Origin of the sequence: Cryobacterium mannosilyticum (assembly GCF_004402705.1) — a bacterium.
In the GTDB taxonomy this organism is placed as follows: domain Bacteria; phylum Actinomycetota; class Actinomycetes; order Actinomycetales; family Microbacteriaceae; genus Cryobacterium; species Cryobacterium mannosilyticum.
This window is the reverse complement of record NZ_SOFM01000044.1, coordinates 56,254-74,396: the sequence shown is the minus strand read 5'-3', so window position 1 is coordinate 74,396 and position 18,143 is coordinate 56,254. Positions and strand designations below refer to the sequence as shown.

The 18,143-nt window shown below is 69.5% G+C and carries 16 protein-coding genes; 2 read left to right on the top strand and 14 right to left on the bottom strand.

The window, feature by feature from the left end; all coding sequences use genetic code 11:
• Window positions 1-62: 62 nt before the first annotated feature.
• On the bottom strand, window positions 63-485 hold the full coding sequence (locus E3O32_RS14370) for a LysM peptidoglycan-binding domain-containing protein (RefSeq protein ID WP_338145204.1): 423 nt from the start codon (window positions 483-485) through the stop codon (window positions 63-65).
• A 280-nt stretch (window positions 486-765) separates the two neighbouring features.
• On the opposite strand from E3O32_RS14370, the gene lexA reads away from it, so the two are divergent.
• Complete coding sequence (gene lexA, locus E3O32_RS14365) at window positions 766-1,470, top strand: transcriptional repressor LexA (protein ID WP_134510505.1); 705 nt, start codon at window positions 766-768, stop codon at window positions 1,468-1,470.
• 80 nt (window positions 1,471-1,550) lie between these two features.
• On the opposite strand, the gene metE is transcribed toward lexA, so the two are convergent.
• The 3 genes from metE to hflX form a co-directional block, all read right to left on the bottom strand.
• Entirely contained in the window at window positions 1,551-3,884 is a 2,334-nt protein-coding gene (metE, locus tag E3O32_RS14360) for a 5-methyltetrahydropteroyltriglutamate--homocysteine S-methyltransferase (protein WP_134510504.1), read from the bottom strand.
• 176 nt (window positions 3,885-4,060) lie between these two features.
• Window positions 4,061-5,044, bottom strand: a complete 984-nt coding sequence (locus E3O32_RS14355) for a methylenetetrahydrofolate reductase (RefSeq protein WP_134510503.1) — start codon at window positions 5,042-5,044, stop codon at window positions 4,061-4,063.
• Window positions 5,045-5,308: 264 nt separating this feature from the next.
• Window positions 5,309-6,847, bottom strand: a complete 1,539-nt coding sequence (gene hflX, locus E3O32_RS14350) for a GTPase HflX (RefSeq protein WP_134510502.1) — start codon at window positions 6,845-6,847, stop codon at window positions 5,309-5,311.
• Window positions 6,848-6,889: 42 nt separating this feature from the next.
• Between hflX and E3O32_RS14345 the strand changes: the two genes are divergently transcribed.
• Window positions 6,890-7,501, top strand: coding sequence for a class I SAM-dependent methyltransferase (locus E3O32_RS14345; protein ID WP_134510501.1), 612 nt, complete (start codon window positions 6,890-6,892; stop codon window positions 7,499-7,501).
• A gap of 43 nt (window positions 7,502-7,544) precedes the next feature.
• On the opposite strand, the gene dapF is transcribed toward E3O32_RS14345, so the two are convergent.
• The 10 genes from dapF to E3O32_RS14295 form a co-directional block, all read right to left on the bottom strand.
• Window positions 7,545-8,426 (bottom strand): diaminopimelate epimerase, encoded by an 882-nt coding sequence (dapF, locus tag E3O32_RS14340; protein ID WP_134510500.1) that lies wholly within the window; start codon window positions 8,424-8,426, stop codon window positions 7,545-7,547.
• Between the two features lie 9 nt (window positions 8,427-8,435).
• Window positions 8,436-9,401, bottom strand: a complete 966-nt coding sequence (gene miaA, locus E3O32_RS14335) for a tRNA (adenosine(37)-N6)-dimethylallyltransferase MiaA (protein ID WP_241974985.1) — start codon at window positions 9,399-9,401, stop codon at window positions 8,436-8,438.
• A 4-nt stretch (window positions 9,402-9,405) separates the two neighbouring features.
• Entirely contained in the window at window positions 9,406-11,016 is a 1,611-nt protein-coding gene (gene miaB, locus E3O32_RS14330; protein ID WP_134510542.1) for a tRNA (N6-isopentenyl adenosine(37)-C2)-methylthiotransferase MiaB, read from the bottom strand.
• A gap of 132 nt (window positions 11,017-11,148) precedes the next feature.
• The gene (locus E3O32_RS14325; RefSeq protein ID WP_134510499.1) at window positions 11,149-11,940 is read right to left on the bottom strand and encodes a regulatory protein RecX; all 792 of its coding nucleotides are present in this window, start codon (window positions 11,938-11,940) and stop codon (window positions 11,149-11,151) included.
• Between the two features lie 5 nt (window positions 11,941-11,945).
• Window positions 11,946-13,085, bottom strand: coding sequence for a recombinase RecA (gene recA, locus E3O32_RS14320; protein WP_134510498.1), 1,140 nt, complete (start codon window positions 13,083-13,085; stop codon window positions 11,946-11,948).
• A gap of 318 nt (window positions 13,086-13,403) precedes the next feature.
• The gene (locus E3O32_RS14315) at window positions 13,404-13,625 is read right to left on the bottom strand and encodes a DUF3046 domain-containing protein (RefSeq protein ID WP_134510497.1); all 222 of its coding nucleotides are present in this window, start codon (window positions 13,623-13,625) and stop codon (window positions 13,404-13,406) included.
• Between the two features lie 31 nt (window positions 13,626-13,656).
• Window positions 13,657-13,965: a helix-turn-helix domain-containing protein gene (locus E3O32_RS14310; protein WP_134510496.1), complete on the bottom strand. Its 309-nt coding sequence runs from the start codon at window positions 13,963-13,965 to the stop codon at window positions 13,657-13,659.
• Between the two features lie 168 nt (window positions 13,966-14,133).
• Window positions 14,134-14,640, bottom strand: a complete 507-nt coding sequence (locus tag E3O32_RS14305) for a CinA family protein (protein WP_134510495.1) — start codon at window positions 14,638-14,640, stop codon at window positions 14,134-14,136.
• A 5-nt stretch (window positions 14,641-14,645) separates the two neighbouring features.
• Window positions 14,646-15,245: a CDP-diacylglycerol--glycerol-3-phosphate 3-phosphatidyltransferase gene (gene pgsA / locus E3O32_RS14300; protein WP_134510494.1), complete on the bottom strand. Its 600-nt coding sequence runs from the start codon at window positions 15,243-15,245 to the stop codon at window positions 14,646-14,648.
• A gap of 3 nt (window positions 15,246-15,248) precedes the next feature.
• Window positions 15,249-18,113, bottom strand: coding sequence for an FtsK/SpoIIIE family DNA translocase (locus E3O32_RS14295; RefSeq protein ID WP_134510493.1), 2,865 nt, complete (start codon window positions 18,111-18,113; stop codon window positions 15,249-15,251).
• Window positions 18,114-18,143: the final 30 nt, after the last annotated feature.

Sequence of the window (18,143 nt, the reverse complement as noted above, 5' to 3'; positions counted from 1 at the left end):
CCCCCAATGCTACCGGGGATGCCCGGGTGCCCCCGGGCGGCACCGATCACGCCCCAGTCGATTCAGAACCTGGCCGGCAGGGCGAGGCGCTGGCCCGGCTGCACGTTCTCGGAAGGCAGCTGGTTCAGGCTGACGATCTCGGCGATCACGTCGCGCGGGTCCGAGGTGGGGGCGATGGTCTCGGCCAGCTGCCACAGGGACTGGCCCGACGCGATGGTGACGTAGTCGAAGACCGTTGCGACGTCGGCCACCGTGGCCGCACCGGCGCTGGTGCCCTCCGCCGCTGCGATCCCGCCGTTGAGGGCGAGGGCGAGCGCGACGGCGGCAAGGGGGATCGCTGCGAGCGTCGTGAAGACGACCCGACCGCGTCGGGTGAGGTGCAGGCGGGTGCGGACGGAGGGCATCCGGACGGCGCCTGATCGGACGGCCCCCAGGTCGAGCGCCCCGTTGCTTCCGAGGGCAGTCATTCCGATTGCAGTGCTCATGTCGAACCTCCTGTGTAAAAACGCATCCGGCTCTCGGCCGGGAGAGCCGGATGCGAACCTATGTTCCGAATATATATTCGATTCTTCGAACAATCAAGAGATATTTGCGTTGTTTCCCGAAAAAGGTGACGACACACTCGAATAGATGTTTGTTTATCGTGCTCGAGATGGATACAGTTTCGATTGTCTGGATTGAATCAACCAGACGCCACCGACATTCGGGTCTGACGGCGGTTTCGACCGCTGACAGGACCGGTTCACCGAGACGAGGAGCGACATCGTGACGCAGGACAGCAGCGGTCCCCGCGACAAGGGCGGAACCAGGCGGCGCAAGAGCCTCAGTGAGAAGCAGCTCGCCATTCTGGACGTGATCCAGCGCTCGGTGAGTCAGCGCGGCTATCCGCCGAGCATGCGCGAGATCGGGGACGCGGTCGGCCTCTCGTCGCTGTCGAGCGTCACCCATCAGCTCAACCAGCTGGAGCTGAGCGGGTACCTCCGGCGCGACCCGAACCGGCCTCGGGCGCTCGAGGTGCTGATCGAGATTCCGCAGTCGCCGGAGGACGTGGCGGCCGGCGGTGCGGAGAGCTACCAGTCGGGTGTGCAGGTCGGCGATGCGGCCATGGTGCCGCTGGTCGGCCGGATCGCGGCCGGCGTGCCGATCATGGCCGACCAGATGATCGACGAGATCTTCCCGCTCCCCCGCCAGCTGGTGGGCAAGGGCGAACTGTTCATGCTCAAGGTCGTCGGCGAGTCGATGATCGACGCCGCCATCTGCGACGGCGACTGGGTCGTCGTCCGCCAGCAGAAGACGGCCGAGAACGGCGAGATCGTCGCGGCCATGCTCGACGGCGAGGCGACGGTCAAGGTGTTCCGCCAGCGCGACGGACACATCTGGCTGCTGCCGCGCAACACCAACTTCGAGCCCATCGTCGGCGACCACGCCGAGATTCTCGGCAAGATCGTGGCGGTGCTGCGCTCGGTCTGATCTTCTCGCGCGGAACGGCCCTGTCGGTGTTCCGGCAGGGCCGTTCTGCGTTCGGCTGGCGCTCAGGCCGGGGGCCGCGTTTAGGCGGGGATGCCGGCACCGATGCGCGCGCGCACCGCGCGGGTGGCGGTCACCATGTTGTGCAGCGATTCGGCGGTCTCCGCGTAGCCGCGGGTCTTGAGTCCGCAATCCGGGTTGACCCAGACCTGGCGCTCCGGGATGGATTCGAGGGCCCGGTCGAGCAGCTCGGTGATCTCCGCCACGCTCGGCACCCTCGGTGAGTGGATGTCGTACACGCCCGGTCCGATGCCGTGGTCGAATCCGCCGGCCTCGATGTCGGCGACGACCTCCATCCGGGAGCGCACGGCCTCGATGCTGGTGACGTCGGCGTCGAGGTTCCGGATGGCGTCGATCACCACGCCGAACTCCGAGTAGCAGAGGTGGGTGTGGATCTGGGTGGCGTCGGCCACGCCGGCTGTGGCGAGGCGGAAGGAGCCGACCGACCAGTCGAGGTAGTCGGCGTGGTCCCTCTTCTTCAGCGGGAGGAGTTCGCGCAGGGCAGGTTCGTCGACCTGGACGAGCCTGATCCCGGCCGCCTCGAGGTCGGTGATCTCGTCCCGGAGCGCCAGCGCGACCTGCCGGGCGGTGTCGCCCAACGGCTGGTCGTCGCGCACGAACGACCAGGCGAGGATCGTGACCGGTCCGGTGAGCATCCCCTTGACCGGCTTCCTGGTCAGCCCCTGGGTGTAGGTCGACCAGTCGACGGTGATCGGGCGGGGCCGGGACACGTCCCCCCAGAGGATCGACGGCCGGGTGCACCGGCTGCCGTAGGACTGCACCCAGCCGTTCTCGGTCACCTGGAAGCCGTCGAGCTGCTCGGCGAAGTACTGCACCATGTCGTTGCGCTCCGGCTCGCCGTGCACGAGCACGTCGAGCCCGATCTCCTCCTGCAAGGCGACCACCCGGGCGATCTCCGCCTCCATCAGAGTGCGGTAGCCGTCGGCGGACAGCGTTCCGGCGAGGTGCCTGGCCCTGGCCCGGCGGATCTCCCCGGTCTGCGGGAAGGACCCGATGGTCGTGGTCGGCAGCAGCGGCAGCCCGAGGGCGGCATCCTGCGCGGCCAGCCGGGTCCGGTAGTCGCCGCGGCTGAAGTCCGCCTCGGTGAGCGCCGCGGCGCGGGCACGCACCGCGGAGTCTCGCACGCCGGGAGCGGTGCGCCGGGATTCGAGCGCGGCGGATGCTGCCGCCAGCTCTGCCGCGATGGCTTCCCGGCCCTGCGAGAGGCCTCGGGCCAGGGCGGCGACCTGGCCGACCTTCTGGTCGGCGAAGGCCAGCCAGGACGTCAGTTCGTCGCCGAGCGCGGACTCATCGTCGACGTCGTGGGGAACGTGCAACAGGGAGGTGGACGTGGACACGGCCACCCGCGAGGAGAACGCGCTGAGCCGTTCGGCCTTCTCGAGCGCCCCGGCCAGGTCGCCGCGCCAGATGTTGTGCCCGTCGATCACCCCGGCGACGAGGGTCTTCCCGGCCAGGCCGGGGGTGTCCTGGGACAGGGCGCCGCGCACGAGGTCGAGTCCGATCGCGTCGACCGGTGTACCCGCGAGCACGGGAAGGGCGTCGTCGAGGCTGCCATACGGTGCCGCGACGAAGATGGCCGGCCGGGCGGACAGTCGGCCCAGGGTGGCGTAGGCCCAGCCGAGTGCGGTCAGTGCCTTGTCCCGGGGGGCGTCGATGCTCTCGCTGACCAGAGCCGGCTCGTCGAGTTGCACCCACTCGGCGCCGGCTTCGGCGAGTCGCTGGAGCAAGGTGGCGTAGACGGGGAGCAGGTCGTCGAGGCGGTCCAGGGGCGAGAAACCGGCGGGGGCCTCGTCACTGGCCTTGCTCAGCAGGAGGAACGTGACCGGGCCGACGATGACCGGGCGGGTGAGGTAGCCGGCCGTTTTCGCCTCGACGAACTCCCGCACGATGCGATCGCTGGAGAGCGAGAACACGGTCTCCGGGCCGATTTCGGGGACCAGGTAGTGGTAGTTGGAGTCGAACCATTTCGTCATCTCGAGCGGCAGGTTCTCGCCCGCGCCGCGGGCGAGGGTGAAGTACCCGGCCAGGTCGATCCCCCCGTCGGCGCCCACCAGCGACGCATACCGGGCGGGGACGGCTCCGACGGTGCAGAGGGTGTCGAGCACCTGGTCGTAGAAGGAGAACGAGCCGGGGATGGACGAGTCGTCGGCGCCGAGGCCGAGGGCCACGAGGCGCTCCCGGGTGGCCTGGCGCAGGGTGGCCGCGGTGTCCTCGAGCTCGGCGGCGCTGGTCGTGCCGGCCCAGAACGACTCGACGGCCTTCTTGAGCTGGCGGCGGGGGCCGATCCGCGGGTAGCCGAGGATGGTTCCGGCAGGGAATGGGGAGGTGGCGGTCATGGGGTGTCCTTTGCGGGGTGGGATCGTGCCTCGGATGGTGCGGGGCTTTTCGGTGCGGGCAGTGCCTGTGCCCGCACGATTTCGGGCGCGACGGTATCTCCGAGGCGCGTGCGGGCCGTTCGGTGGGAGGGGAAAGGAAGAGGGTGACGCCCGGAACGGGTCGCGGCGGGGCCGATCTACACGGTCGCCGGCAGCTTCGTCGGCGCCGAGACCGGAGCCGTGAGCAGTCCGCAGCCGCCGAGCACCTCGAGCACGGTCTCGTGCTCGTTGAAGGCGTAGAGGTGCAGCCCGGGAGCCCCGCCGGCGATCACCTGGCCGGCGAGGTCGATGGCGTGCTGGATGCCGATCTCACGCTGGCCTTCCTTGGTCGGTTCGATCTCGAGCCGGATCGACAGGTCGGAGGGCATTGGTTCGCCGGACAGCTCGATGATGCGGCGCAGTCTCGCCGGGCTCGTCACCGGCATGATGCCGGGAAGGAGCGGGAAGAGGACGCCGGCCTCCCTGGCGCGCTGGGCGAAGCAAAGGTAGTCGTCGGCATGGAAGAACAGCTGCGTGATGCCGAGGTTCGCCCCCGCCGCCTGCTTGGCGAGCAGGGTGTCGATGTCCTGCGCCGAGGACCGGGAGCGCGGGTGCCCGTTCGGGAACGCCGCCACGGCGATGCGCACCTTCTCGCGCCCGGGCTTCACGGCGCGGGCGGCCGGGATGCCGGGGATGATCGACTCCCGGTACGGTGATTTCTCGGCCTGGACCCGGTGGATGAGCTGCACGAGTTCGGCGGCGCTGCCGAAGTCACCGAGGAACGCCTCGCCCTCCTTCGCTCCCGCCGGGGGGTCGCCGCGCAGCGCGAGGAAGCTGCGCACTCCCGCGTCGAGGAACTCACGGATCAGCCGGTTCGCCTCCTCATGGGTGGAGCCGACGCAGGTGAGGTGGGCCATGGCCTCGACGTTCGTGGTGCGCAGGATCCGGCTGAGCACGTCGAGCGAGGATCGGCGGGAGGACCCGTTGGCACCGTAGGTGACCGAGAGGAAGTCGGGGCCGGCCGCGGCGAGCCGCTCGATCGTCGTCTCGAGAGCGGATGCGGCCGCATCCGTCCTGGCCGGATAGAGCTCGAAGGAGAACGGGATTCGACCGGGACAGGCCGGGTCCGACGTCTTCTGCATGTGCACCTCATTCGACAGTTGCCCGCACCGGCGGGTGCCGGGCGGCCGCGGACCGCCGGGCAGGCCTGGCGGGTGTTCGCGGGCGGATGCCGGGCTCGGCTGTCGCTCCATGCCCCCGAGCTGAAACCTCGGCGGCAACGATTGAATGAGACTCTAGCAACCCCGCTCGAGGGCCGCCAGACTGTGACTTCATGTGTCGCGCAGGCCCCGGTGATCGAACCTGTCGAGAGCCGGCCCCGGTGATCGAACCTGCCGAGATCCGGCTCAGGCGCTGACGGAGGGCCGAACGATGAACGGGCCGAACTGGGCCTGGATGTCGGGGGTGACCAGGGCGGTCACCTCGGTGCCGGTCTCGACGTAGTCCGTCGAGAGCACCTGTCCCTGGTCGTGCAGCGCGGCGATGAGGTCGCCGCGCTCGTAGGGGATGAGCAGCCTGAGCTCGATCTTGGGGCGCGGCAGGAGCTCGGAGACGGCCGCGAGAAGCTCGTCGATGCCCTCGCCGGTGCGGGCGGAGACGAAGATGCCCTGCGGCCACAGCCCCCGCAGCACCAGCCGGTCGTCCTCGCCGACGAGGTCGGCCTTGTTGAAGACGACGATCTCGGGGATGTCCCTGGCGCCGACCTCGCCGATCACCTCGCGCACCGTGGAGAGCTGGCTGGCCGGGTCGGGGTGGGAACCGTCGACGACGTGCACGATGACGTCGGCGTCGGCCACTTCCTCGAGGGTGGAACGGAAGGCCTCGACCAGCTGGTGAGGCAGGTTGCGCACGAAGCCGACGGTGTCGGTGAGGGTGTACAGGCGCCCGTCGGCCGTTGTCGACTTGCGCACGGTGGCGTCGAGGGTGGCGAAGAGGGAGTTCTCCACGAGCACGCCGGCCCGGGTGATCCGGTTGAGCAGGCTCGACTTGCCGGCGTTGGTGTAGCCGACGATGGCGACGGATGGCACGGAGTTGCGCTTGCGGTTGGCCCGCTTGGCCTCACGAGCGGGTTTCATCTCGAGGATCTGCTTGCGGAGCCGGGACATCCGGGTATGGATGCGGCGCCGGTCGAGCTCGATCTTCGTTTCACCGGGGCCGCGGGAGCCCATGCCCGCGCCGGCGCCGCCGACCTGGCCGCCGGCCTGGCGGGACATCGAGTCGCCCCAGCCGCGCAGGCGCGGCAGGAGGTACTCGAGCTGGGCGAGTTCGACCTGCGCCTTGCCCTCGCGGCTCTTGGCGTGCTGGCTGAAGATGTCGAGGATGACGGCGGTGCGGTCGATGACCTTGACCTTGACCACGTCCTCGAGTGCACGTCGCTGGCTGGGGGCCAGTTCGGTGTCGGCGATCACGGTGTCGGCGCCCATCGCCTTCACGATGCCGGCGAGTTCCTCGGCCTTGCCCTTGCCGAGGTAGGTGCTCGCGTCGGGCTTGGCGCGGCGCTGCATCAGCCCGTCGAGCACGGTCGCGCCCGCCGTCTCGGCGAGGGCGGCGAGCTCGCGCATGGAGTTCTCCGCGTCGGCCACGGTGCCCTGGGTGTACAGGCCGATCAGCACGACGTTCTCGAGTCGCAGTTGCCGGTATTCGACCTCGGTGACGTCCTCGAGTTCGGTGGAGAGGCTGGGCACGCGGCGGAGCGCGTTGCGGTCCTCCCGATCCTGCTGCGCCCCGTCGTGGCCCTCGTCGGATTCCGCGGTGGACGAGTCGGCCTGCAGGGCCTGGGCGGAACCGCTCCGGAATAGCGAATAGCCAGCGGCTTTGCTCTCGGCGCTGGCCAGGACGCGCGCTACCACATCGTCGTCGTTGTCGTGCTCGGTTGGCTCAATCATTGCTTTAACCTTAGTTCCTCGAAGCACGATAGGTTCCCTACTATGGCCTCAGACCACTACTTCACCCCGGCACCCGACAGCGCCCTGAAACTCAGGCAGATCACTGTTTCGCTGGGCGGCCAGGACCGGCTGTTGACGACCGCCAATTCGGTCTTCAGCCCCGACCACATCGACACCGGCACCCAGGTCCTGCTCGGCAACGCTCCGACCCCGCCGCCGGGCGGCGACTTCCTCGACCTCGGCTGCGGCTGGGGACCGATCAGCCTGCACCTGGCCCTCGCCTCGCCCCGGGCCACCATCTGGGCGGTCGACGTGAACGAGCGCGCGCTCGACCTCGTGCGGCTCAACGCGGAGAAGCTGGGCCTGACCAACGTCACGGCCGTGCTGCCCGACCAGGTTCCGGCCCATCTGAGCTTTCGCACGATCTGGTCGAACCCGCCGATCCGGGTGGGCAAGAGCGAGCTGCACAACCTCCTGCACACTTGGCTGCCGCGCCTGGAGCCCGACTCGGATGCCTGGCTCGTCGTGCAGCGCAACCTCGGCTCCGACTCGCTGCAGCGCTGGCTCGACGGCGACCTGCCCGACGAGTTCACGACCAGCCGGCACGCCATCAGCAAGGGCTTCCGGGTGCTCCGCGTCAAGCGCCACGAGTGACTCCCGGGCTCGGCGACTGACGCCGAGCCGGTCCGGCGCGTTCTCAGGCCAGGCGGAAGACCCCGTCGAAGACCAGGTCGGCCGGGCCGGACAGTGACACGTGCTCGCCGTCCTCGGTCGGGAACATCCGCACGCCCAGCACGCCGCCCCGCACTTCGACCCGCCACTGGTTGGGTGCCCCGGCTCCGGCCCAGTGCCGGGTCGCGAGGGCCGCCGCGGCGGCGCCGGTACCGCAGGACAACGTTTCGCCGCTGCCGCGCTCGTGCACGCGCATCCGGATGCGGCCGACGCCGTCGACGACCAACGGATCGTTGGGCACCACGAATTCGATGTTCGCGCCGGCCGACGGCTCCGGGTCGAGCTGCGGCACGAAGGTGAGGTCGGCGTTCTCCAGTTCGGCGTCGTCGGCGAGGGCCACGACGACGTGCGGGTTGCCCACGTTGATGCCGAGGCCGGGGCGGGCGACCGGCAGGTTCTTGGCCCGCACGAGCGGTTCCCCGCCGTCGAGCTTCCACCGGCCGAGGTCGACCTGGTAGCCGGTTCCGCCGCGCTGCACGTCGCGCACTCCCCCGCGCGTTCCGATGCTCAGGGTCTCGCCGCCGGCGAGCGTCGCCAGGCCCTGCTCCACCAGGAACCGGGTGTACACGCGGATGCCGTTGCCGCACATTTCCGAGACGGTGCCGTCGGCGTTCCAGTAGTCCATGAACCATTCGGCCTGGTCGTCCTCGGCCAGTGCGGCGCCGCCCGCGTCGAGGCTGCGCGAACGCACCGCACGGATGATGCCATCGCCGCCGATGCCGAACCGGCGGTCGCAGACGGCGCGGATCTGGTCGGGGGTGAGGTCGATGCGGCCGTCAGGGTCGGCGAACAACACGAAATCGTTGCCCGTGCCGTGGCCCTTGGTGAAGTTCAGATCCAGTCCCATGGGTCCAGTTTAGGAGAGCGGCGTCGCCGGCATCCCGCCGTCGATCCGATCGACGGCCTGCTGCACCCGGTCGGCGGCGGCGGAGTCGATCCAGTGGGTGTGCGGGGAGCGCTTGAACCAGCTGACCTGTCGCCGGGCGTAGCGGCGGGTGAACTGCTGGGTCTGCTCGATCGCCTCGGCACGGGTGAGGGTGCCGCGAAGCTGGCCGAGCGCCTGCGCGTAGCCGATGGCCCGGCTGGCCGTGACGCCGGTTTCGATTCCCGCCGGGATCAGCGCCTCGACCTCGTCGGGCAGCCCCGCGGCCCACATCGCGGTGACACGCGCGTCGAGGTGGGGCGTCAGCTCGTCCCGGGGCGCGCGCAGCCCGACGGTCACGGTCGGCCGCCAGTAGACCGGGTCACCGGGCAGCGCCGCGGAGTGCGGGGCTCCGGTGATTTCGACGACCTCGAGCGCGCGCACGAGCCTGCGGCCGTTGCTCGCGCCGATCCGGGCCGCAGCGGCCGGGTCGACGGCTGTGAGCCGGGCGTAGAGCGCGCCGGGGCCCTGCTCGACCAGTTCGGTCTCCAGCCGCGCCCGGAGCACGGGGTCGGTACCGGGGAACTGGAAGTCGAACACGACAGACGACACGTACAGCCCGGAGCCGCCGACGAGGATGGGCACGGCTCCCCGCCCGATGATCTCGGTGATGGCCGCCCTGGCCTCGATCTGGTACCGCGCGACCGTGGCCTCATCGGTCACCGCCAGCACGTCGAGGAGATGGTGCGGGATGCCGCGGCGTTCCGCCACGGAGAGCTTGGCGGTGCCGATGTCCATTCCGCGGTACAACTGCATGGCATCCGCGTTGACGATCTCCGCGGCCCGGCCGCTCGCGGCCAGGCGTTCCGCGAGGTCGAGGGAGAGCTCGGACTTGCCGGTGCCGGTCGGCCCGACCACGACCACCAGTCCGGGGCCGGCGTCCGTGTCGACGTCGTGCACCCGGTTAGCGCTCCCCGTCGGTGACGTCGTAGATCGGGGTCGTGGAAACCGTGCTGCGCGCCGCGGCGGGCAGCCCGGTGGAGGGCAGGCCCAGGGTCGGCATTCCGAGGGACACGGCGCCGCCCGTCGCGGCTGCACCGCTGTGGCTGGGCACCCCGCACGCCTCGGCCTCGGCCAGGTCCCAGGCATCGCCGGCGCGGGTGCGCCGGATCCGCAGCGGGGAGCCGTCGAGCGAGTCGGCGATCAGGTGGAACGGCGCCGCCTGGGTCACGGTCACGGTGACGATGTCGCCGGGCCGGGGCAGTTCGGACCCTGCCGGGACGTCGAAGTGCACCAGCCGGCTGTCGGGGGCGCGCCCGCTCAGCCGGTGGGTGTCGGCATCCTTGCGGCCCTCGCCGTTGGCGACCAGGAGGTCGACCTCTCGGCCGATCACGGCCTGGTTCTCCTCCCAGGAGATGCGCTCCTGGAGCGCGGCGAGGCGTTCGTAGCGGTCCTGCACGACCTCTTTGGGCACCTGGTCGGCCATGGTGGCGGCCGGGGTGCCTGGCCGGATCGAGTACTGGAAGGTGAACGCCGTCGCGAACCGGGCCAGTTCGACCACGCGGAGGGTCTCCTGGAAGTCCTCCTCGGTCTCGCCGGGGAAACCGACGATGATGTCGGTGCTGATCGCCGCGTGCGGCATCTGGGCCCGCACCCGGTCGAGGATGCCGAGGAAACGGGCGGAGCGGTAGGAGCGCCGCATCGACTTGAGGATGCGGTCGGAGCCGGACTGCAGGGGCATGTGCAGCTGAGGCATGACCGCCGGGGTCTCCGCCATCGCGTCGATCACGTCGTCGGTGAACGCGGCGGGGTGCGGGCTGGTGAACCGGATGCGTTCCAGCCCCTCGATCCGTCCCGCGGCGCGCAGCAGCTTGCCGAACGCGAGACGGTCTCCGAATTCGACGCCGTAGGAGTTGACGTTCTGGCCGAGCAGGGTGACCTCGATCGCCCCGTCGTCGACGAGGGACTGGATCTCGGCGAGGATCTCGCCGGGACGGCGGTCCTTCTCCTTGCCGCGGAGCGCCGGCACGATGCAGAACGTGCAGGTGTTGTTGCAACCGACCGAAATGGACACCCAGCCGCTGTAGCTGGAGTCGCGTTTGGTCGGCAGGGTGGACGGGAAGGTTTCCAGCGCCTCGAGGATCTCGAGCTGGGCCTCGCCGTTGTGGCGGGACCGTTCCAGCAGGCTGGGCAGCGACCCCATGTTGTGGGTGCCGAACACGACGTCGACCCAGGGGGCCTTGGCCAGGATCGTGTCCTTGTCCTTCTGGGCGAGGCAGCCGCCCACGGCGATCTGCATGCCTTCGTGGCGCCGCTTCACCGACGCCAGCTGGCCCAGGTTGCCGTAGAGCTTGTTGTCTGCGTTCTCCCGCACGGCGCAGGTGTTGAGCACGACGATGTCGGCCTCCTCGCCGGCGGCGGGCACGTAACCGGCCGCCTCGAGCGAACCGCTCAGGCGTTCGGAATCGTGCACGTTCATCTGGCAGCCGAAGGTGCGCACCTCGTAGGTGCGCACCCGGCCGTCCGCGGCGCGGGCCGCGCTCGACGGCGCGATCAGGGTGCGGGTGCGGGTCATCGGGTCGTCCTCGGTGCTCGCTGCCGGTGGGCTCAGCGTCACGGCGCCGGAGAATGGGGATGCGGGGGTGCTGCGGGTCATAGTGGCCTCAGTTTACGCGTCGAACCCTGAGCGCGGGAAAGGACCGCCGGATCAGCGGAACCGCACCCGTGATGCTCCCCCGGAACCGGACCGGGACGCCAGGGCGGCCTTGACGGCCAGGCGCACTGCGGACGAGGCGTAACCCTTGCGCATGAGGAACCCGGTCAGCCTCCGGTCGACGGTCTGGTCGTCGAGGCGGCCCAGTTGCTGCACCCGCTTGCAGGCCAGTTCGATGGCGCGTTCCGCCTCGTCGTCGGGGAGCTCTTCGAGCTTTTCGAGGATCAGGTCGTGGTCGAGGCCGCGGCGGCGCATCTCCGCCTGCACCCCGGACCGGCCCAGGCCCTTGCGTTCGTGGTGGCTGTGCAGGATCTGGTCGGCCAGCTTGCCCTCGTCGATGTAGCCGAGTTCGGCGAACCGGTCGATGACCTCGTCGATCTCGTGTTCGGCGATCTCGGTGCCGGCCAGAACAGTGCGCGCCTCGGTGGCCGACAGTGAGCGTGCGCGCAGCCGCTGCAGCAGCATCTGCTCCGCGTGTTCCCGTTCGGCCGCCGCATCGGCCTCGGCGGTGGCCGAGGAAGCCGCACCCGGGGCATCCTCGTCTGCCTCGTGCGCCTCGGGCGGCGCCTCGGTCGGGGCTGAACCTGCCGGGGCGGAACCATTCGGGGCTGAACCGGCCGGGGCCCCACCGCGCAGGTAGGTGACCGGGGCCAGTGCCGGTGTTCCCGCGGCGATGTCCTCCGCGGCCGGTTCGGCCGACAGGGCCTTCGCCGCGGCCCGAGCCCTGCTTTTCGCGCGGGCCGCGCTGATCGGGGTGACCTCGTCGGCCGGTTCGAAGTGCACCATCGCGGCTACGCGCCCTTGCGCGCTGCGAGCTTCGCCGGGACGGACTTGGCGTCCAGGCCGGCCTCCTTGGCCGCGGCTGCGGCGGCGGCCGTGACTGCGGCTGCAGCGGCGTCGGCTGCGAGTTGGGCCTTCTTGGCTGCGGCACCTTCGGGGCCGACGCCAAGCTTGAAGAGGATCTTCTTCTCGATCTCGTTGGCCATGTCTGGGTTCTTGAGCAGGAAGTTCCGGGAATTCTCCTTGCCCTGGCCGAGCTGGTCGCCGTCGTAGGTGTACCAGGCTCCGGACTTCTTGACGATGCCCTGGTCGACGCCGAAGTCGATCAGGCTGCCCTCCCGGGAGATGCCGATGCCGTAGATGATGTCGAACTCGGCCTGCTTGAACGGCGGCGCCATCTTGTTCTTGACGACCTTGACCCTGGTGCGGTTACCGACGGCTTCGGTGCCGTCCTTGAGGGTTTCGATCCGGCGGATGTCCAGTCGGACCGAGGCGTAGAACTTGAGCGCCTTTCCCCCGGCGGTGGTCTCGGGGCTGCCGAAGAACACGCCGATCTTCTCGCGCAGCTGGTTGATGAAGATCATGGTGGTGTTGGTCTGGCTGAGGCCACCGGTGAGCTTGCGCAGCGCCTGGGACATCAGTCGGGCCTGGAGTCCGACGTGCGAGTCACCCATCTCTCCTTCGATCTCGGCGCGGGGCACGAGCGCGGCGACGGAGTCGATGACGATCAGGTCGATCGAGCCGCTTCGCACGAGCATGTCGGCGATCTCGAGCGCCTGCTCACCCGTGTCGGGCTGGGAGACCAGGAGGGCGTCGATGTCGACGCCGAGCTTCCTCGCGTATTCAGGGTCGAGGGCGTGTTCCGCGTCGATGAAGGCGGCGATTCCGCCGCCCTTCTGCGCGTTGGCGATCGCGTGCAGGGTCAGCGTGGTCTTGCCGGAGGACTCCGGGCCGTAGATCTCGACGATGCGGCCGCGCGGGAGCCCACCGATCCCGAGCGCGACGTCCAGGGCGATGGATCCGGTGGAGATGGTCTCGACGGGGGCGCGCTCGTCGCTGCCCAGACGCATGACCGAGCCCTTGCCGAACTGGCGGTCAATCTGGGCGAGCGCGGTGTCGAGTGCCTTCTCGCGGTCTGCTGCTGATGCCATGGTGGACTCCTTCGGTCGTGCGTTTCGGCGCCTATAGGCTGTCGACCGCGGCGACCGGGAAGACCCCGGGTGCCGCTCTCGACAAGGCATTCGCTGTCTGTCTCTGACGAAAACCGACTGTACGCCGCACCTCCGACATCGGACGGAAACCGCGGTGCGCGTGCACAATCCGTCGTCGACGTCTGCTGTTGAGGAGCCTAGCAAGATGCGAACACGTATTCGAGCTTTTGGCTCTCGAATCGGGCGTGTCGTCGAAACTCACCGGCGCCGCGCCGGACGAAGCGGGTGTCGACGGAGCGAGTGTCGACGGAGCGGGTGCTATTTCCGCGCGGCGGGAAGCCCCGCGCCGTACCAGCGGCTCTTCGGGACGTCCGTTTCGGCGCAGAGCGCAAGCCACACATCGCGTGCCGGCGCACCGCCGGCCAGTGCCTGGTCGGCGGTGCGCCCGAAGGCGGTGAGGATGAGGTCCCGGGTGAGCACGCGACCGTAACCCTCGCCGAACTCGTCGTTCAGGGCCTGCCGGAACTCACTCAGGCGCATGCGGGGAACACAGGAATCGCTGCCGCAAGCGTCAGCGAACCATCAGACCGGTGTCGAAGTTGGCGACCAGTTCGTCCGGAACGGTGTCGGGGAAACGGTCGATTCCCTCGATGACCGCGAGACGGTCGCCGACCTCGCGCATGATGACCGAGATCGGGGTCTCCAACGCGTCTGCGACGGAGGCCAGAATTTCGGAGGACGCTTCCTTCTGACCGCGTTCGACCTCGCTCAGGTAGCCGAGGGCCACGCTGGCCTTGCTCGCAACCTGACGCAGAGTGCGCCCTTTCTGCAGGCGGAAGTCCCTGAGCACATCGCCGATTTCCTGTCTTACAAGAATCATCGGAACCTCCTTCTCGTACCTTTTCAGTACCACTTGTGAACTACGGTCATCTGGTGTCTGGTGTGGCGGATGGCCTACAGTACTACATTCATCCGACACCCCGAGACTACCGACGACTACTGGGCTTTTCTTGTGAATCTGCTCGGTGTAACCGCCGTGTCGCAGGAACTATTCCGGGCGGGAACCGGCTATCAGGGTGTGCACAGCTTCGACCGCCCTGGCCACGGTCTGCGCCCGGATCGCCGCCCGGTCACCGGCCAGGCGGAGCGGAATCGCCCACCCCTCGCCGCCGCGGGACAGCCCGAGGAAGACCGTGCCGACAGGGTGCCCGCCCTGCGGGTCCGGGCCGGCGGCGCCGGTGGTCGCGATGCCCAGGTCGGCGGCGCGGCCGGCCGTCGAGAGCCTGGTGCGCACACCGCGGGCCATCTGAATGGCGACCTCCGGATGCACCGGCCCGTGTTCGGCCAGGAGCGCCGGGTCCACGCCGAGCAGGGTGTGCTTGAGCTCGGTCTGGTAGGCCACGACTCCCCCGTTGACGCAGAGGGACGCCCCGGGGATCCGGATGAGTTCGGCCGTGAGAAGGCCACCGGTGAGCGACTCGGCGACGGCGATGGTCAGGCCGGCCGCGGTCAGCGCACCGATCAGATCGGCCGTCAGGTCGGGCACAGCGGTCATCGGCGTCAGTTCGCGGCCGGAGCGTCGCGGTTGTCGCGGCGGGCGGCGAGGAGGTAGTCGACCCCGGTGATCACGGTCGCGACCAGCGCCGCGGCCATGACCGCGCCGTTCACCCAGTGCACCCAGTCACCCAGCAGCAGCCAGAGCGGCACGAGGGCCAGCGAGATCGCCACGGACTGCAGCACGGTCTTGAGCTTGCCGCCCCGTGAGGCGGGGATGACCCGGTCCTTCAGCATCACGAACCGGAAGACGGTGATGCCGATTTCGCGCACGAGGATGACGATGGTCACCCACCACCACAATTCGCCGAGGATGGACAGGGACACGAGCGCCCCGCCGGTAAGCACCTTGTCCGCGATCGGGTCGAGGAGCTTGCCGAGGTCGGTGACCTGGTTGTTGCGGCGGGCGATCGCGCCGTCGATCCCGTCGGTCGCTATGGCGAGGATGAAGAGCACTGCGGCGGCCCAGCGGAGGGCGCCGTCCTGGCCCGCGTCGGCCAGGAGCAGCCAGATGAACACGGGTGCCAGCAGGATGCGCACCACCGTGATCAGGTTGGGCAGGTTCCAGTTGCCGGGGCGCGCGACGGGCGTGAGTGGTGTGGCCATCGGTCATTCCCTGTCGGTCAGTTGCCAGGCATCCTCATCGGGGGCAGCCTCTTCTTCAGGGTACCCCTCGGACATCTTCGCGACCGGGTCGCCGGCGTACCGGGAGTCAGGGGCACTGTCGGCCTGGTGTGCCGCGGCGGCCTGCGCGTTCGCGCTGGCCGCGTGGTGCTGCTCGTCCGACCCGCGGAGCAGTGCGAGCACGCTCGGCAGCTGTTCGACCGTGACGAGCACGTCCCGGGCCTTCGAGCCCTCGGACGGGCCGACGATCTCCCGGGACTCGAGCAGGTCCATCAGCCGGCCGGCCTTGGCGAAGCCGACCCGCAGCTTCCGCTGCAGCATTGACGTGGAGCCGAACTGGGTGGAGACGACGAGTTCGGCAGCGGCGAGCAACACCTCGAGGTCGTCGCCGATGTCGGAGTCGATCTCCTTGCGCGGGGCGACCATCGAGACATCCGGCCGGTAGTCGGGGCGGGCCTGCTGGGTGACGTGCTTGACGACCCGTTCGATCTCGGCCTCGTTGACCCAGGCGCCCTGCACCCGGATGGCCTTGGACGCCCCCATCGGCAGGAACAGGGCGTCACCCTGGCCGATCAGCTTGTCGGCGCCCGGCTGGTCGAGGATGACCCGGGAGTCGGTGACGCTGGTCACGGCGAAGGCGAGCCGGGACGGCACGTTCGCCTTGATCAGGCCGGTGACGACGTCGACGCTGGGCCGCTGGGTGGCCAGGACGAGGTGGATGCCGGAGGCGCGAGCGAGCTGGGTGATGCGCACGATCGAGTCCTCGACGTCGCGCGGGGCGACCATCATCAGGTCGGCGAGCTCATCGACGACGACGAGGAGGTAGGGGTAGGGCTTGAGGGTGCGGGCGCTGCCGGCGGGCAGCACGATCTCGTTGTTCACGACGGCCTTGTTGAAGTCGTCGATGTGGCGGAAGCCGAAGCTGGCCAGGTCGTCGTAGCGCATGTCCATCTCTTTGACGACCCACTGCAGGGCCTCGGCGGCCTTCTTCGGGCTGGTGATGATCGGCGTGATCAGGTGCGGCACCCCGGCGTAGGCGGCGAGTTCGACCCGCTTCGGGTCGATCAGCACCATCCGCACGTCGCTGGGCTTGGCGCGCATCAGCAGGCTGGTGATCATCGAGTTCACAAAGCTCGACTTGCCGGAGCCGGTGGAACCGGCCACGAGCAGGTGGGGCATCTTGGCAAGGTTGGCGATGACGAATCCGCCGCCGACGTCTTTGCCGACGCCGATGGTCATCGGGTGGGTGCTGTTGGTCGCGGTGCCGGAGCGGAGCACGTCACCGAGGGTGACGATCTCGCGGTCGGTGTTGGGGATCTCGATGCCGATGGCACTCTTGCCCGGGATGGGCGAGAGGATGCGCACCTCGTTCGAGGCGACCGCGTAGGAGAGGTTCTTGCTCAGCGCGGTGACCCGTTCCACCTTGACGCCCGGGCCGAGCTCGATCTCGTACTGGGTGACGGTGGGGCCGCGGGAGAACCCGGTGACCTTCGCGTCGACCTGGAACTGGCGGAGCACCTCGGTGATCGACTTCACGATCTCGTCGTTCGCGGCCGAGCGGGCCTTCGCCGGCGGGCCCTTGGTCAGCGTCGTGTTCGACGGCAGCTGGTAGGGGGCTGCCGGCTCCGGGGCTGCGGCTTCGGGGCGCGGGGCCAGAGCAGCCGCGTCGAGCTCGTCGAAACCGGGGAGCACCTCGGTGAGCCCGGTCGGGTCGTCGGCGTACAGGCCCGTGGCCGAGCCGCGCTGCACGTCGATCTCGCCGGTGAAGCGCTTGATGGCGTCCTCGGCGCGGATGAGGTCTTCGAGCACCTCGGTGCCGTAGTGGTCAGTGTCGCCGTGGTCCTTGTCGCCGCCCGGGGCCGGCTGGGCACCCTCCAGGGCGGTGGCGAAACTGCCGCGGCCGTCGCCGCCGAGCAGGGTGCTCAGCGGGTCGGATGCCGGCGGCTCCGCCTCGCCGGCGGGGTGCGCATCCGTGCTGACCGGGCTGCTGAAATCGGGGTCTTCCTCGCGCTTGCTCGTGTTGCGCCGCCACCAGGGCAGGGTGCTGGTGTCCTCGTCGACGCCGTCGAGTTCGACCTGCACGGTCTTCTCCAGCTTCGCCTCACGGGCGGCCGCGCGTTCCTCTGGGTCGGGGAGCTGGGCGCCGAACAGCCAGGCGTAGAGCTCACGGCTGCGCGCGCCGATCCGGTTCGGCGGGGTCTTCGTGATGATGAAGAGGCTGAGGGCCAGCAGCAGGATCACGACGATGGTGGCGCCGATGGCGGTGGTCAGGTAGATCAGCGGCGCGGCGATCATCCAGCCGATCACACCGCCGGACAGGGCGAGCACCTCCATGCCGTCGCTGGGCGCCGGCTGGCCGCCGAAGATGTGGCAGAGGCCCGAGACCGACACGAGCAGCAGCGACAGGCCGATGCCGATCCGGCCGTTGTCGTGCACCGAGCTGGGGTTGCGGAAAAGCCAGACCGCGAACAGCAGCATGATCACGGGCAGCGCGAATGCGACCCGGCCGAACAGGCCGCCGAAGGTCCAGGCGTCGAGGGTCTGCGCGACGGGACTGTTGATCAGGAACCATTCGATCACCGCGCCCGCGATGGCCAGGAGCACGAGGAAGAAGGGCAGGCCGTCTCGGCGTTCCTCCTTGGAGAGCTGTTCGGGGCCGAGGGCGCGCGCGGCGCCGCCGGTGACGTGGGCGAGCGCCATCCAGATCCGGGCGAACAGTCCGGGGCCGGGGTCGCCGGCCGTGAATTTGACGGTCTTCTGGGTCTGGGTCTTCTGGGCGGGCTTTCGCGCGGCCGTGCCGCGCGCAGGCGAGGTGCGGGCGCGCCCGGTCGACTTAGTGCTCGTAGCCATGGAATCTACGGTACCGTCGCCCTCGGACAT